Genomic DNA, 15,072 nt, shown 5'->3' on the forward strand with positions numbered 1-15,072 from the left:
CTTAAGGCTAAGCGGAAAGACCGAGGTCGCTGGTCCAGCGCGTTGCGGCGGAACCCTGGGTCCTGGGCACAAGGCCCAGGAAGGCGGTGGGGGTTGGTTGGGCTAACCATCACCGGCCAGGTGACAAATGCGTCATGACGCCACCTTCATTTGCATCCCGCCCCCGACGGCGCGATCGTTGAGCCAACGACGATATTCCCTAGGCTCAAAACCGTGTCAGACCCCACCTTAGACCCCGCCGTCCCGCCTCGGCTGCAGGACGACAAGATGCTGCCCGGCATCGGCTACGCCCTGCTGATCGCGGGCCCGCCGACCGGCGGCCTCACCTGCGCCGTCGCCGCGATCCTGGCCTATGTCAGCCGCAAGGACGCGCCCGAGTGGCTGGCCAGCCACTACGAGTTCCAAATCCGGACCTTCTGGCTGGCCGTGCTGTTCGCCGTGATCTCGGGCCTGCTGACCGTGATCGGCGTCGGCGTCGTGCTGATGGTCGCGGTCGGCCTGTGGGTCATCGTCCGCGGGATCATCGGCCTGTCCAATCTGTTGAAGAACCAACCCTATCCCACGCCCAAGAGCTGGATGCTTTGATCATGACCGACACCTTCGTCACCGAACGCCCCGAAGAGGACAAGCTGCTGCCGGCCGTGGTCTACGGCCTGTACCTGCTGGGCTTCACCAACGGCCTGACCTTCATCGTCGGCCTGATCGTGGCCTATGTCAGCCGCGACAGCGCCGGCCCCGTGAACGAGAGCCACTTCACCTTCGCCATCCGCAGCTTCTGGCTGTCGATCGCGGGCTTCCTGCTGGGCCTGGCGATCTTCCTGATCGGCCTGCCGCTGAGCCTGGTGCTGATCGGCATCCCGATGCTGATCTTCGGCGGCCTGGTCATGGGCGGGATCAGCCTGTGGTTCATCGCCCGCTGCATCGCCGGCATCTACTACCTGTCGCGCGGCGAAGCCTATCCGCGCCCGCTGAGCTGGCTGATTTAGAGGCGTCCCCGCCCGTCTGGCGCCCGCCCGAAGGTCACAGACCTTCACGGAGCGGTCAGACGGGCCTTCGCCCCTCGACCAGCTCCGCTGCTTCAGTCACTTGCGCCCCGGGCGGACGCCGCGTCTGGGGAGGCGCGGAGTCGGCGGACGGTTGGATCATCTGGGGTGATCCGCGCGACATCGGGAAAGGCGGCGGCGAGCCTGCTCGCCGAGGGGACGGACCGCCCTTCCCGTCACAGACCGTCCGCACACGGCATGTCCGTCGGCGCGGCGGCGAAGAAATCTTCGCCGCCGCCAGCCCTCATAGACCAGCTCTATTCCGTCCAGAAGATTTATCAATTTGCTCGATCGCTAGCCGAGCCTTAAAGACAGCGCATCCTTTCAACGGAGCGCCCCATGTCGCTGATCAACACCGAGATCAAACCCTTCACCGCCCAGGCCTTCAAGGACGGCAAGTTCGTCACGGTCAGCGATGCCGACGTGAAGGGCAAGTGGTCGATCTTCTTCTTCTATCCGGCCGACTTCACCTTCGTCTGCCCGACCGAGCTGGAAGACCTGGCCGACAACTACGACACGTTCCAGAAGCTGGGCGTTGAGATCTACTCGGTCTCGACCGACACCCACTTCTCGCACAAGGCCTGGCACGACAGCTCGCCGGCCATCGGCAAGATCAAGTACACCATGATCGGCGACCCGTCGGGCCTGGTGACCAACAACTTCGACATCATGCGTCCGGGCATCGGCCTGGCCGACCGCGGCACCTTCCTGGTCGACCCGCAAGGCGTGATCCAGTTCATGGAAGTCACCGCCGAAGGCATCGGCCGCAACGCCGCCGAACTGCTGCGCAAGGTCAAGGCCGCCCAGTACGTGGCCTCGCACCCGGGCGAAGTCTGCCCGGCCAAGTGGGAAGAGGGTGAGAAGACCCTGGCCCCCTCGCTCGACCTCGTCGGCAAGATCTAAGACCTGAATACCGCGCCGCCGTTCGTCCCCAGCGGGCGGCGGCGCATCTTTCTCGATCGTACGCCGCGTTCGATCGTTCTCCCCGACAATCGAACGCCCTTTTCACTCCCCAACCCCACCAGGGAGCCCATTATGCTGGACGCCGGTCTGAAGACCCAGCTGACCACCTATCTGCAGAACCTGCGCCAGCCGATCGAACTGGTCGCCTCGCTGGACGACTCCGCCGGCTCGGCCGAGATGAAGGCCCTGCTGGAAGACATCGTCGCCACCTCGGACAAGGTCACCCTGAACCTGGGCGGCGACAACGAACGCAAGCCGTCATTCGCCATTACGCGCGCCTCGGACGACGCCGATGTGTGCTTCGCCGGCCTGCCGCTGGGCCACGAGTTCACCTCGCTGGTGCTGGCTTTGCTGCACGTCGGCGGTCACCCGCCGCGCCTCGACGCCGAGGTGATCGAGCGGATCAAGGCGCTGGACGGCGACTACCGCTTCGAAACCTATTTCTCGCAGTCGTGCCAGAACTGCCCCGACGTGGTGCAGGCTCTGAACACGATGAGCGCCCTCAACCCGCGCATCCATCACGTCGCCATCGACGGCGCCTTCTTCAAGGCCGAGGTCGAGGAACGCCAGGTGATGGCCGTCCCGACCATCCTGCTGAACGGCCAGCCGTTCGGCCAGGGCCGCATGGACGTCGAGCAGATCCTGGCCAAGCTGGACACCGGCGCGGCCGATCGCATGGCCGAGAAGATCAAGGCCAAGGACGCCTTCGAGGTGCTGGTGATCGGCGGCGGCCCCGCCGGCGCGGCCGCGGCCATCTACGCCGCCCGCAAGGGCATCCGCACCGGGATCGCGGCCGAGCGGTTCGGCGGCCAGGTGCTGGACACCATGGCCATCGAGAACTTCATCTCGGTCCCGCACACCGAAGGCCCCAAGCTGGCCTCGGCGCTGGAGCAGCACGTCAAGGACTACGAGGTCGACGTGATGAACCTGCAGAAGGCCGTGGGCCTGGTTCCGGCCAAGACCCCGGGCGGCCTGATCGAGGTTAAGCTCGAGAACGGCGCGAGCCTCAAGTCCAAGAGCGTGATCCTGTCGACCGGCGCCCGCTGGCGGAACGTCAACGTGCCCGGCGAGGCCGAGTACAAGAACAAGGGCGTGGCCTACTGCCCGCACTGCGACGGCCCGCTGTTCAAGGGCAAGCGCGTGGCGGTGATCGGCGGCGGCAACAGCGGCGTCGAGGCGGCCATCGACCTGGCCGGCATCGTCGCCCACGTGACGCTGATCGAATTCGACAGTCAACTGCGCGCCGACGCGGTGCTCCAGCGCAAGCTCGCCAGCCTGCCGAACGTCAAGATCGTCACCTCGGCCATGACGACCGAGATCCACGGCGACGGCGCGAAGGTGAACGGCCTGACCTACAAGGACCGCAACGGCGACGCGACCCACCGCGTCGACCTGGAAGGCGTGTTCGTGCAGATCGGCCTGGTGCCCAACACCGAGTGGCTGAAGGACTCCGGCGTGGCCCTGACCCCGCGCGGCGAGATCGAGGTGGACTATCGCGGCGAGACCTCGGTCCCGGGCGTGTTCGCCGCCGGCGACGCGACCACGACGCCGTACAAGCAGATCATCATCGCCATGGGCGAGGGCGCCAAGGCCTCGCTCAGCGCCTTCGACTACCTGATCCGCCTGCCGGCGGAGGCCTCGCAGGTCGCGGCTTAGGGAGGGATCAAAGCCCAAACCCGTGTCATCCCGGAAACCTCGAAGAGGCTATCCGGGACCCAGGGGCCGGCGCGCTGCGGTTGCCCCTGGGTCCCGGCTCTCCGCTTCGCTACGGTCGGGATGACATGCGTATTTGAGCAAACAAAAGCCGCCCGGGATCGCTCCCGGGCGGCTTCGTCGTGTCTAGAACCCAGTTCCTAGAACTGGATATTCGCCCCCACGAACACCGTGCGGCCGCTGGTGGTGAAGTTCCACAGCCGCTTGGCGCCGGTCTGGCCGAAGCCATTGTTGAAGCTGTTGACCTGCTCCTCGCGCTCGTTGGTCAGGTTGATCGCGTCCAGCGACAGGCGGATGCGCGGGGTGACCTGGTAGAAGGCCGCCGCGTCGACATAGGTCGTGGCGTTGAAGGCGCCGCTGTCGATCAGATAGTCCGAGCGGTAGTTGGCCGACACGCGGCCGCCCCACTTGGCGGTCTCGTAGTACAGCGTGGCGTTGGCGTTGACGTCCGACAGGCCGAAGATGTCGGTCTTCTGCGGCTTGCCGTTGACCAGGTTGGTCGTCGACGAGTCGATCAGGGTCAGGTTGGCGACCGCGCCCATGTGCTTCAGCGCGCCCGGCAGGAAGAAGAAGTCGCTCTGGGCCGACAGCTCCAGGCCCGTCAGCTTGGCCGAGGTGTTGTTCACCTGGCGGGTGTACTGGGCGACGATCGTCGAGCCGGTGACGCCCGGATACAGGCCTTCGGCCAGGCCGGTGCTGGCGTAGGTGACGTTGGTCGTCGTCTGGCTGGAGACCAGGCCGTCGATGTTCTTGTGGAACACGCCGGCGGTCAGCATGCCGACGCCGCCGAAGTACCACTCGGCCGACAGGTCGAACTCGTCCGACTTGTAGGGATCCAGGTTCGGATTGCCGGTCGAGACGGTGACGGTTGAGCCGTCGACGCTGATCGAGCCGTTCATGGCGTAGGCGCCCAGGGCCGGGCGGTTGATGTTCTTGGCGGCGGCCATGCGGATTTGGAACTGGTCGGAGACCTCCAGCACCGCGTTCAGGGCCGGCAGGACGCCCGAATACTTCTTCTTGGCCTCGGTCGGGGTGTTGACGCCCTTGACCGACATGACGCCAGTGGACGTCAGCTCGGTCTCATAGGCGCGCAGGCCGGTGTTGCCGCGCAGCGGACGCCCAAGGAACTCGGTCTTCCAGTCCAGCTGCAGATAGCCGGCGTTGGTGTCTTCCTTGACCGCGTAGATGCCCTTGGGCGCCAGCAGCGTGCGGGTCACGCCCCACTTCGACAGCGCCTTGTCCCAATCGACGATGATCCACGACTGGTCGTGGTGCTGGCTGAACACCTTGGTGACGCCGTCGAGACGGTCGTCGAGCGTGCCCTTTTCCCAGGCCGTCTTGTTCACGTCGTCATTGGCCTGGGTGAAGCCCGAGTTCTCGAAGCCGCGATACGACACGCCGCCCTTCAGGACGAAGTCGTCGTTGAAGGCGTAGGCGCCGTTCAGCTCGGCGTTCTTCAGCTCGGTGGTTTGGTAGGTGGCCGAGAAGTCGATCTCGTGGGCCCGGTAGTTGTTCGGGTCGGTGGTGTTCCACTTGTAGGTGTTGTGGCCGGTGTCGCCGCGATAGTCGGTGATCAGGCCGCCGAACGCCTCGGTGTAGAACTTGTCCGAGATCGGAATGTCGTAGTCGGACTTTTCGCGGCCGATGTGGCCGTCGACCGTCAGCTTGTCGGTCAGCTTCCATTCGCCGGTCAGGACCAGCTGGTCGAAGGTGTTCTTGGTTTCCTGACGACGCGTCTCGGTGGCGAAGACGGTGTTGTCGACGTCGGCGTAGACCACCGAATTGTACTTGTCGTACTCGATCGCGTTCAGCACCGGCGGCGGGCTGACCAGGGCGCCCGAGTGCGGGGTGGCCGCGCCCAGGATGGTCGAGCCGACGCTGGCGCGGGTCGCCAGGTGCAGTTCGGAGCGGTCGTTGGTGAACTTGCCGTGCAGGGCGTCGAGGGTCAGGGTGACGTTCTCGACCGGACGCCATTGCAGGGCGGCGGTCAGGCCCAGGCGCTCCTGGTTGGAGTCCCAGACCGACAGGCGGTTGCCGCGCTGGAAGACCAGCTCGCCGTTCATGGCCTTGGCCGCGTCGCTCGGGCTAAGCTTGACCACGTTAGCGGCGTTGGCCTTCTGGGTGCCGGCGCCATAGGTGTTGTAGCCCTGTTCCTCGGTCTTGCGCTTGGAGTAGGCCACCGAGACCAGGGCGCCGAACTTGTCGTCCCAGTTCTTGCTGATCATCGCCGCGCCGCGCGGCTGGAAGTCCTTGGTGGCGCTGTTGGTGCCGCCCTGCAGCGACAGGGCCGCCTTGGTCCCGGAATAGTCGAACGGCTTGGCGGTGTAGAGGCCGACCGTGCCGGCCATGCCGCCCTCGTCCTGCTCGGCCGAGAACGACTTGCGCACGTCGACCTTCGAGAACAGGTCCGAGGCGAAGATGTTGAAGTCGAACGCGCGGTCGCGCGAGGTCTGGCCCCGGCTGTCCATCGGCGAGTCGACATTGCCCAGCACTTCCATGCCGTTCAGCTGGACGCGGGTGAAGTCGGGACCCAGGCCCCGCAGGCTGACACGACGGCCTTCGCCGCCTTCGCGGTTGATCGCCACGCCCGGCAGGCGCTGCAGCGACTCGGCGAGGTTGAGGTCGGGGAACTTGGCCATGTCCTCGGCCACGATCACGTCGGTGACGATGGCGGCGGAACGCTTGGCCTCGCGGGCGGCGCCCAGCGACTTGCGGAAACCGGTGACCACGACGGCGTCGACGGAATCCGCCGGCTCGGCGGCGGGCGCGGGGTCTGCGACCCGGGCGAAGGCGGCCGGCGCGAACGCAGCCATAACGAGCTGAGCCGCGCCCGCCAGGAGCGCGATCTTGGTGCGAGACATTGTAAGATCCCCAAACTTGTCCGCCGGGGGAGGGCCGCCACAATTTGGGCGCCGACGGTTGGGCGGGCGTTAGGCGGTCCGCATGACGCCCGCGTCTCGGTTTTTTAAAAGCTTGATGACGAACGCCGTCCCCGGCGACGTCAAACCGTCATGTGCTAGCGATATGGCGACGCTCTGCTCTGGAGTTCGCCCATGCTTCCCCTGCTCGCCGCCCTGGCGGTCGTCGTCGCCCCCTGCCCCGCCTCGGACGAGAGCGCGCCTTGCATCCGCCAACGGATGGACGCCCTGCCGATGAACGACCTGATGGCCGTCGGCACGCACAATTCCTACAAGCAGCTCATTCCGGCCGACGAGATGGCGGCCATGGTCGCCGCGCGCGGCCAGGCGGCCCTCGGCGTCGACTACGGCCATCGCCGTCTGGCCGAGCAGCTGGACGCCGGCGCCCGCCAGATCGAACTGGACGTCGTCGCCGACCCCGACGGCGGCCGCTACGCCAAGCCGCTGACGGTGTTCGGCCAAGGAACCGCCCTGCCGCCCGAGATGGCCGCGGCCCTGGCCAAGCCGGGCTTCAAGACCATGCACATGACCGACGTGGACTTCCGCGTCTCGTGCGTGACCTTCGTCTCGTGCCTGCAGGAGATCCGCGCCTGGTCGGACGCCCACCGCGACCACGCGCCGATCCTGATCATGATCAACGCCAAGGAAGGCGAGGCCACGGTGCCGGGCGGCGTCAAGCCGCTGGAGTTCACGGAGCCCCTGTTCGACGCCTTCGACGCCGAGATCCGCTCGGTGTTCGGCGCCGACCGCCTAATCACGCCGGACCAGGTCCAGGGCAAGGCCAAGACGCTGCGGGAGGCCGTGCTGGCGGGCGGCTGGCCCAAGATCGGCCAGGCGCGCGGCAAGGTCTTCTTCGCGCTCGACGAGGGGCCCAAGAAGGTCGCGATCTATCGCGGCAAGCGCGCCTCGCTGGAAGGCCGGGCGATGTTCGTCAACACCGACGAGGCCTCGCCGGCCGCAGCCTATCTGACGCTGAACGATCCGATCGCCCAGAAGGACCGCATCGCCGCCGCCGTGAAGGCCGGCTTCATCGTCCGCACCCGCGCCGACGCCGACACCTGGGAAGCTCGTCGCAACGACGTCAACCGCCGCACCGCCGCCTTCACCAGCGGCGCCCAGTACGTCTCGACCGACTACATGTGGCCGGACCCGCGTTTCCCGGGCGGCTACACCGTGCGACTGACCGGCGGCGACGTGGCGATCTGCAATCCGGTCCGCCAGCCCAAGGCCTGCGACAATCTTCCGATCGAGGCCATCCCGGGAACGCCCGAACGCGGCTACCTGGCCCCCGAGGCCCGCCCGGACCTGACCAAGATCCTCGCCCCGCCGCCTCAGCCGGGTTCACCCCGCGCGATCGCCGACGCCGCCATCTTCGACCAGAGCCGCGCGATCAAGGACAGGGATCCGGCGCGCTGGGCCGAGGCGACGGCCGACGTCAGCGGTCCGGCCTTCGGCCATTTCGAGAAGGCCCTGGGCGTGAAGCTTACCGCCCAGAACGCCCCGATCCTGTCGGCGCTGCTGGAGCGCGCCGGCGACGACCGCTCGCCCGTCAGCGTCGCCAAGCATTTCTGGGGGACCAAGCGCCCCTATATTGGCAAGGACTCAGCGCCGGTCTGCGAGCCCAAGCGCCCCGATCTGACCGCCAATCCCGACTATCCGTCCGGCCACTCGGCCTTCGGCGGCCATGTCGCCATGATCCTGGCCGAGGTCGTCCCCTCGCGCGCCGACGTCCTCTACGCCCGCGGCCGCGACTACGCCGACAGCCGCTGGATCTGCGGCAGCCACACCCTCAGCGCCACCGAGGCGGGCCTGCAGTCGGGCGAGGTGATCTACGCCGCCCAGCACCGCTCCGAGACCTTCCTGCGCGACATCGCCATGGCGCGGGCCGAGGTCGCGGCGGTGATGGCGGGCCAGGCCAAATAGGGCAAGAGTCGCCAGCATCGCCATCAAACCACCTGCCTTCCTAGGCCTTGTACCTAGGACCCAGCGTTCCGAAATCGCCGCCCTCGCTTGGTGCGCGCCAACGGTGGCGGTGTGTGACGGGGAAGGGCCTCGCCTGGCGCCGCCATGGGTCCTAGGCACAAGGCCTAGGAAGGCGGAGTTTGGCTCATTGCGAGCCCTTTGCCCCTCTCCCGCTCCTGACCTACCCCCGCGCCGCGCGGCCGGCCTTCACCGCCGCCGCCAGATCGTCGAGCATGCGCACCGACGTCTCCCAATCAACGCAGGCGTCGGTGACGGACTGGCCGTAGGTCAGCGGCTGGCCGGGGACGATGTCCTGGCGGCCGGCGACGAGATGGCTCTCTATCATCACGCCCATGATCGGCGAGGCGCCCGTGGCGAGCTGGGCGCAGACGTCGGCGACCACGGCCGGCTGGTTCTCGTGCTTCTTGCCGCTGTTGGCGTGGCTGACGTCGACCATGATCCGCTCGGGCAGGCCGGCCTTGCGCAGAACCTCGGCGGCGGCGGCCACGCTGGCGGCGTCATAGTTGGGCGTCTTGCCGCCGCGCAGCACCAGGTGGCAGTCGGCGTTGCCCTTCGTCGTGGCGATGGCGGCGCGGCCCTCCTTGGTCACGGCCAGGAAGTGATGCGGATGGCTGGCGGCCATCACCGCGTCGACCGCCACCTTCACGTCGCCGTTGGTGCCGTTCTTGAAACCGACCGGGCACGACAGGCCCGAGGCCATCTCGCGGTGGATCTGGCTTTCGGTGGTGCGGGCCCCGATCGCGCCCCAGGCCACCAGGTCGGCGATGTACTGCGGCGTGGTTACGTCCAGGAACTCGCAGGCGGCCGGCAGGCCCTGGGCGCTGACGTCCAGCAGCACGCGGCGCGCCAGGCGCAGGCCCTCGTTGATGCGGAAGCCGCCATCCAGGTCCGGGTCGTTGATCAGGCCCTTCCAGCCGACCGTGGTGCGCGGCTTTTCGAAATAGACCCGCATGATCACCTCGAGCTCGCCAGCGTGGCGCTCGCGTTCGACGGCCAGGCGCTGGGCGTACTCCAGGGCGGCCTTGGGATCGTGGATCGAGCACGGCCCGATCACCACGACCAGACGATCATCGCGGCCTTGCAGGATCTCGTGCACCGCGCGGCGGCCCGCGCCGACGACTTCGGCCACCGACGACGTGGCGGGCGCCTCGCCGATCACCTGGGCGGGCGGACTGAGGGTCTGGAGTTTCTCGATCCGCAGGTCGTCGGTCGGGACCGGCAGCGAGACGATATGGGCGGCGGAAGTCGGCATGGATGGCTCCGGAATGTCTGGGAAGGTCCGGCGGCCATCAAAAAAGCCGCCCGGGGATCCCCTGGCGGCTGGTGAAGGTGTTCTTGGATGGCCCTGATCTCAGGCCGAACGAAACCCTCCCGGCGCCAGAGGCGTCGGATAGCTAAAATACCAAAACAGCGTGTGGCTGGCGGCGAGGGTCATCGTTGTTAGCGTAGCGACAAGTTTTCCAGCTGTCGACTCCCTCTCCCCTTGCGGGAGAGGGTGGCCCGGAGGGCCGGGTGAGGGGTCGCGCGGGCGCACGCCGAGAAACCCCTCATCCGTCAGCTCCGCTGACACCTTCTCCCGCAAGGGGAGAAGGGTCCTTACCTTAAGCCTCGGCCATCGCCTGGCCGCGCACCAGGGCGGCGTAGGTGTCCATCAGGTCCAGCGAAAGCTTGCCGGGCGTGAAGCGGAACTCGCCCACTTCCGAGACCGGGGTCACCTCGGCGGCGGTGCCGACGATGAAGCACTCGGTGAAGCCCGCGAGCTCTTCCTTCTGGATGTGGCGCTCGACGACCTCGATCCCCTTGTCCTTGGCGATCTGGATCACCGTGCGACGGGTGATGCCGTCCAGGAAGCAGTCGGGCTTGGGCGTGTGCAGCACGCCGTCCTTGACGAAGAAGACGTTGGCGCCGGTCGCCTCGGCCACATAGCCGCGATAGTCCAGCATCATCGCGTCGGCGTAGCCATCCTTCTCGGCGGCGTGCTTGGAGATGGTGCAGATCATGTAGAGGCCGGCGGCCTTGGCGGCGGTCGGGGCGGTCCTGGGGTCCGGACGCTGGTACTTGGCCCAGGTCAGGCGGATGCCCTTGGCCTTGGTCGCCGGGTCGAAATAGCTGGGCCATTCCCAGACGGCGATCGCGACGTGGATCTTGGTCTGCTGCGCCGAGACGCCGATCATCTCGCTGCCGCGCCAGGCGATCGGACGCACGTAGCAGTCCTTAAGGCCATTCTTCGCCGCCGTCGCCTTGCAGGCCTCGTCGATCTCGGCCACCGTGTAGGGGATCTTGAAGTCGAGGATCTCGGCCGACTTGAAGAGGCGCTCGGTATGCTCGGTCAGCTTGAAAATCTCGCCGCCGAACATCCGCTCGCCCTCGAAGACGGACGAGGCGTAGTGCAGGCCGTGGGTCAGGACGTGCACCTTCGCTTCGCGCCAGGGCACGAACTGGCCGTCCAGCCAGATCCAACCATCACGATCGTCGAAGGGAACCAGAGACATCGGCCCAAGACCTCCTTATGAAAAACTCGGCCCTTAGACGCCCGGTGGATGGGCGCGTCAAATAAAATGGACTCCGCGCGATGATAGCCCCGTTGCAGCCCGGTTCGGACGATCCCCGTCTGATCCTCCGCGAGGAGGAACTGGACGGCGGGCTGGAACTGATCCTGCTGGCCGAGGCCTCGCTGTGGGCCGCCGTGGACGCGGCGCTGGAAAGCGAGAGCGTGGGGCTGGGCCGTTCGCATTGGCGCGCGGCCTTCCTGCTACGGCGCCGGCCGGGGATCGGGGTGCAGGACCTCTCCAAGCTCACCAGCCTCTCCAAGCAGGCCGCCAGCCGCACCCTGGCCGACCTCCAAAAGGCGGGCCTTGTCGAGCGCGGTTCCGGCGAGCTGGACGGTCGCCGCCGTCCCGCGACCCTGACCCCCGACGGCGTGGCCTTCGAACAGCGAACGGCCGAGCGCCTGCGAGCGCTTTTGGCCCGCGCCTATCGCACGGGCGGCCTGGACGGCGTGGCCGGCGCGAGGCGCATCCTGGCGGCCCTGGCCGGCCCCCGCCAGGGCGTCGGCGCGCCGCGGCGCCAGAACGTGTGAGGCCAGAACGCGTGAGGAAAGCGGCATGACTCCGGACGAGCGCCGAGAGCGCCACCTGCTGGTCGTCGACGACGACGACCGCCTGCGCAAGCTGATCAAGGAATTCCTCGGCCGCGCGGGCTTCCGCGTGACCGCCGCCTCGAACGCGGCGGGGGCCGACAAGCTGTTCGAGTCGCTGGATTTCGACCTGATGGTGCTGGACGTGATGATGCCGGGCGAGGACGGCATGGCCTTCACCAAGCGGCTCCGCGCCAAGGGCGGCGAGGCCGGCCGCACGCCGATCCTGATGCTGACCGCCCGCGACCAGACCGCCGACCGGATCGAGGGTCTCTCGAACGGCGTCGACGACTATCTGGGCAAGCCGTTCGAGCCGCAGGAGCTCCTGCTGCGCATCGAGGCGATCCTGCGCCGTTCGTCCGCGCGCCCGGTCGGGACCCGCACCGCCGCCCTCAGCCTGGGCCGCTGCACGTTCGAGCCCGAGCGCGGCGAACTCACCTGCGATGGCGAGGTGATCCGCCTGACCGAAGCCGAGGTCACGCTGATGCGCCGCCTCGCGCGCTCGGCCCACGAGCCGGTCGACCGCCTGGAGCTGGCCCGCGACACCGCCGACGCCACCGGCCGCGCCGTCGACGTCCAGGTCACTCGCCTGCGCCGCAAGATCGAGCCGGACCCGAAGAACCCGCGCTATCTGCAGACGGTGCGCGGGATCGGGTACCGGCTGGCGCCGGATTGATCCCGCGGTGCCCCTCTCCACCCGCCTTAACCTGCCGCCCTTCCTCAAGCGCCTGCTGCCAACCTCGCTGTTCGGACGCAGTCTGCTGATCATCATCCTGCCGGTGGCGGTGATGCAGATCGCCGTGACCTGGGCGTTCTTCGACGCGCACTGGCAGTCGGTGACCAGCAAGCTGTCCGAGGGCCTGGCGGGCGACATCGCCTGGGCCGTGCAGTCCTACGAGGACGACCCCAGCCCCGCCGCCGTCGAGAAACTGGCCAAGCGGGCCGAGGACTCGATGTCCCTGTCGATCGCCTTCCAGAAGGGCCGCAAGCTGCCGACCAGCCGCCGGCCGTCGCTGTTCGCGGCCCTGGACCGCTCGCTGCAGCAGGCCCTGGACGACCGGCTCGACAACCCGTTCTGGTTCGATACCACCCGCTACACGGCCTATATCGACATCCGCGTGCAGGTGAAGGACGGCGTCCTGCAGATCTACGCCCTGCGCGACCGGGCCTACGCCACGCAAGGCCACATCTTCATCCTGTGGATGGTGGTGGCGACCATGCTGCTGACGGCGATCGCCATCCTGTTCATCCGCAACCAGGTGCGGGCCATCGAGCGCCTGGCCGACGCCGCCGACGCCTTCGGCCGGGGCGAGGAGCACGACTTCAAGCCGCACGGCGCGCGCGAGGTGCGCAAGGCCGCCCGGGCCTTCCTGTCCATGAAGGCCCGCATCGTCCGCCATATCGAGCAGCGCACGGCCCTGCTGGCCAGCGTCAGCCACGACCTGCGCACGCCGCTGACCCGGCTGAAGCTGGAAATGGCCATGTCCGAGCCCAGCGAACAGCTGGAGGCGATGAAGGGCGATCTCGCCGAAATGGAGCACATGATCGACGAGTACCTGGCCTTCGCCCGCGGCGAGGGCGGCGAGGACGCGCGGGTGGTCGATCTCTCCGAACTGATCGGCGGCGTGGTCGCCGACGCCGAGCGCGGCGGGGCGGCGATCGAGACCGAGATCGCGCCGGGGCTGGAGGCCAGGGTGCGACCGCTGGCCTTCCGCCGAGCCCTCGCCAACCTGGTCGATAACGGCGTCGCCCACGCCGACCAGGTCAAGGTCACGGCCACCGCACGCCAGACCGGCGGGGTCGAGATCGCGGTCGACGACGACGGTCCCGGCATTCCGGAGGACCGCTACGAGGAAGCCTTCAAGCCGTTCTCGCGCCTCGACGAGAGCCGGAACCAGAACGAGAAGGGCGTGGGCCTGGGCCTCGCCATCGCCCGCGACATGGCGCGCGGACTAGGCGGGGACCTTTTGCTGTCGCGCTCGGCGATGGGGGGACTGAGGGCCCTGATCCGGTTGCCGGGGTAGAATCGGAGCAGCTCCTCCCCCGCGATGCGGGGGAGGTGGCCCAGAGGGCCGGAGGGGGCTAGTGCGGCCTATTTCCAGCTCGCCCCCTCAGTCGCTCCGCGACAGCTCCCCCGCATCGCGGGGGAGCATCTACTCTTCCCCCCTAGAACCCCGCCCCGATCATCCCCAGCCGCTGAGCCATCTGCTTCAGGCGCTTGTCCAGCTCGGCCATGGTCCGGTTCAGCGCGGCGTCGTCTTCGCGCCAGATCTGGAGCACACGGCCCCAGACCGCGGCCATGGCCAGCAGTCGCGGCGGGGTGGCGGGAACGCCGGCGGCTTCGAGCAGGGCGCGGGCGATCAACGGGAAGCGCGCCGCGGCGACCACCGCCCCCTGCGCCTTGGCGATGTTCAGTAGCGCCGTGCGATGCGGCTCCATCGCCTCGAGCCTCGCCATGACCGCGTCGAACAGCCGATCCTGGGCGTTCGAGCCTTGCGGATAGTCGATCGCCAGCGCGGCGCGATCAAAGCGCTCGGACACGCGGGCCAGCACCGCCAGGCGGCTGCTGGCCTTGGCGTAGAGGTCCGGGAACGGGACGTCGGCCTTCACCGCGATGTCGCGCAGCGAGACGGTCGGCCACGGCTGCTCGGCGGCGAGGGCCAGGGCGGCGTCGGCGGCGCGGTCGAGGATGTCGTCGGTCATGGAGAAGAGATGGGGGCAGGATGGCCGCCTCAGCAAGCCCCCACCTGACCTGCTTCGCAGGTCGTCCGCCCCCAAAGGGGGCAGAAGGCGCGCGCGACCTTCTTCCCCCTCTGGGGGAGGCGCGCGCAGCGCGGAGGGGGCGAGTGCTAGCCCCCCAGTTCCTTCGAGCGCGCCACCGCCGCCGCCAGCGCCTTGGGCATCAGCTCCCCGAAGCCGCCCTCGCCCATCAGCACCGCCAGCGCCGCGGCCGTGGTGCCGCCGGGCGAGGTGACCTGCTTGCGGAGTTCCGCCGGCTCCTCGCCGCTCTGCTCCATCAGCGCGGCCGCGCCGATGATCGTGGCGCGGGCCAGGCGGGCGCTCTCGGCGGGGTCCAGGCCTTGCGCCGCGCCGGCGGCCTCCAGGGCCTCGATGAAGGCGTAGAGATAGGCGGGGGCCGAGCCCGAGACGGCGGTCGCCGCGTGCATCAGCTCTTCGTTCGGCAGCACCGCGACGGCGGCGACCGGCTCGAACAGGGCCTTGGCCCGCGCCAGGGCCTCGGCGTCCTTGGCGTAGAGGCTGGCCGCGCCGCGACCTATGGCGACAGCGGTGGTCGGCATCACCCGCGCGACGCGGC

The 15,072-nt window shown here is 68.2% G+C and carries 12 protein-coding genes and 3 pseudogenes; 9 read left to right on the forward strand and 6 right to left on the reverse strand.

Annotated features, from left to right (window positions below; translation table 11 throughout):
* Nucleotides 1-213 precede the first annotated feature (213 nt).
* From Q0379_RS09540 to ahpF, 4 genes are all read left to right on the forward strand, one after another.
* Nucleotides 214-585 carry a DUF4870 domain-containing protein gene (locus Q0379_RS09540; RefSeq protein ID WP_299007589.1) on the forward strand — a complete coding sequence of 124 codons (372 nt, stop codon included), beginning with the start codon at nucleotides 214-216 and terminating at the stop codon, nucleotides 583-585.
* A 2-nt stretch (nucleotides 586-587) separates the two neighbouring features.
* Nucleotides 588-986, forward strand: coding sequence for a hypothetical protein (locus tag Q0379_RS09545; protein WP_299007593.1), 399 nt, complete (start codon nucleotides 588-590; stop codon nucleotides 984-986).
* Between the two features lie 396 nt (nucleotides 987-1,382).
* Entirely contained in the window at nucleotides 1,383-1,946 is a 564-nt protein-coding gene (gene ahpC / locus Q0379_RS09550) for an alkyl hydroperoxide reductase subunit C (protein WP_299007595.1), read from the forward strand.
* A gap of 132 nt (nucleotides 1,947-2,078) precedes the next feature.
* Nucleotides 2,079-3,662: an alkyl hydroperoxide reductase subunit F gene (gene ahpF / locus Q0379_RS09555; RefSeq protein WP_299007598.1), complete on the forward strand. Its 1,584-nt coding sequence runs from the start codon at nucleotides 2,079-2,081 to the stop codon at nucleotides 3,660-3,662.
* 51 nt (nucleotides 3,663-3,713) lie between these two features.
* Here ahpF and Q0379_RS09560 read toward each other — a convergent pair.
* A pseudogene (locus Q0379_RS09560) lies at nucleotides 3,714-3,821 on the reverse strand (hypothetical protein); the annotation flags it as partial.
* A 38-nt stretch (nucleotides 3,822-3,859) separates the two neighbouring features.
* Entirely contained in the window at nucleotides 3,860-6,580 is a 2,721-nt protein-coding gene (locus Q0379_RS09565) for a TonB-dependent receptor (protein WP_299007601.1), read from the reverse strand.
* Nucleotides 6,581-6,772: 192 nt separating this feature from the next.
* Between Q0379_RS09565 and Q0379_RS09570 the strand changes: the two are divergent.
* Nucleotides 6,773-7,861 (forward strand): annotated as a pseudogene (locus tag Q0379_RS09570) (phosphatidylinositol-specific phospholipase C1-like protein); the annotation flags it as partial.
* 919 nt (nucleotides 7,862-8,780) lie between these two features.
* Here Q0379_RS09570 and Q0379_RS09575 read toward each other — a convergent pair.
* Both Q0379_RS09575 and Q0379_RS09580 read right to left on the reverse strand, forming a co-directional pair.
* Complete coding sequence (locus Q0379_RS09575; protein ID WP_299007604.1) at nucleotides 8,781-9,872, reverse strand: 3-deoxy-7-phosphoheptulonate synthase; 1,092 nt, start codon at nucleotides 9,870-9,872, stop codon at nucleotides 8,781-8,783.
* Between the two features lie 349 nt (nucleotides 9,873-10,221).
* Nucleotides 10,222-11,112: a branched-chain amino acid aminotransferase gene (locus tag Q0379_RS09580; protein ID WP_299007607.1), complete on the reverse strand. Its 891-nt coding sequence runs from the start codon at nucleotides 11,110-11,112 to the stop codon at nucleotides 10,222-10,224.
* Between the two features lie 80 nt (nucleotides 11,113-11,192).
* Between Q0379_RS09580 and Q0379_RS09585 the strand changes: the two genes are divergently transcribed.
* The 3 genes from Q0379_RS09585 to Q0379_RS09595 are packed head-to-tail and all read left to right on the forward strand — an operon-like array spanning nucleotide 11,193 to nucleotide 13,780.
* Nucleotides 11,193-11,699 carry a MarR family transcriptional regulator gene (locus tag Q0379_RS09585; protein ID WP_099538010.1) on the forward strand — a complete coding sequence of 169 codons (507 nt, stop codon included), beginning with the start codon at nucleotides 11,193-11,195 and terminating at the stop codon, nucleotides 11,697-11,699.
* A gap of 25 nt (nucleotides 11,700-11,724) precedes the next feature.
* On the forward strand, nucleotides 11,725-12,432 hold the full coding sequence (locus Q0379_RS09590) for a response regulator (protein WP_299007615.1): 708 nt from the start codon (nucleotides 11,725-11,727) through the stop codon (nucleotides 12,430-12,432).
* Nucleotides 12,433-12,439: 7 nt separating this feature from the next.
* Nucleotides 12,440-13,780: an ATP-binding protein gene (locus Q0379_RS09595; protein ID WP_299007617.1), complete on the forward strand. Its 1,341-nt coding sequence runs from the start codon at nucleotides 12,440-12,442 to the stop codon at nucleotides 13,778-13,780.
* A 142-nt stretch (nucleotides 13,781-13,922) separates the two neighbouring features.
* On the opposite strand, the gene Q0379_RS09600 is transcribed toward Q0379_RS09595, so the two are convergent.
* Complete coding sequence (locus tag Q0379_RS09600) at nucleotides 13,923-14,459, reverse strand: TetR family transcriptional regulator (RefSeq protein WP_299007619.1); 537 nt, start codon at nucleotides 14,457-14,459, stop codon at nucleotides 13,923-13,925.
* 9 nt (nucleotides 14,460-14,468) lie between these two features.
* Between Q0379_RS09600 and Q0379_RS09605 the strand changes: the two are divergent.
* Nucleotides 14,469-14,599, forward strand: a pseudogene (locus Q0379_RS09605) (hypothetical protein); the annotation flags it as partial.
* Nucleotides 14,600-14,605: 6 nt separating this feature from the next.
* Here the strand turns inward: Q0379_RS09605 and Q0379_RS09610 are convergent.
* Nucleotides 14,606-15,072, reverse strand: a 467-nt coding sequence (locus tag Q0379_RS09610; protein ID WP_299007621.1) for a pyrroline-5-carboxylate reductase dimerization domain-containing protein, incomplete at its 5' end; no start/stop codon positions are given.

The sequence above is a fragment of the uncultured Caulobacter sp. genome (assembly GCF_937900395.1).
Taxonomy (GTDB): Bacteria; Pseudomonadota; Alphaproteobacteria; order Caulobacterales; family Caulobacteraceae; genus Caulobacter.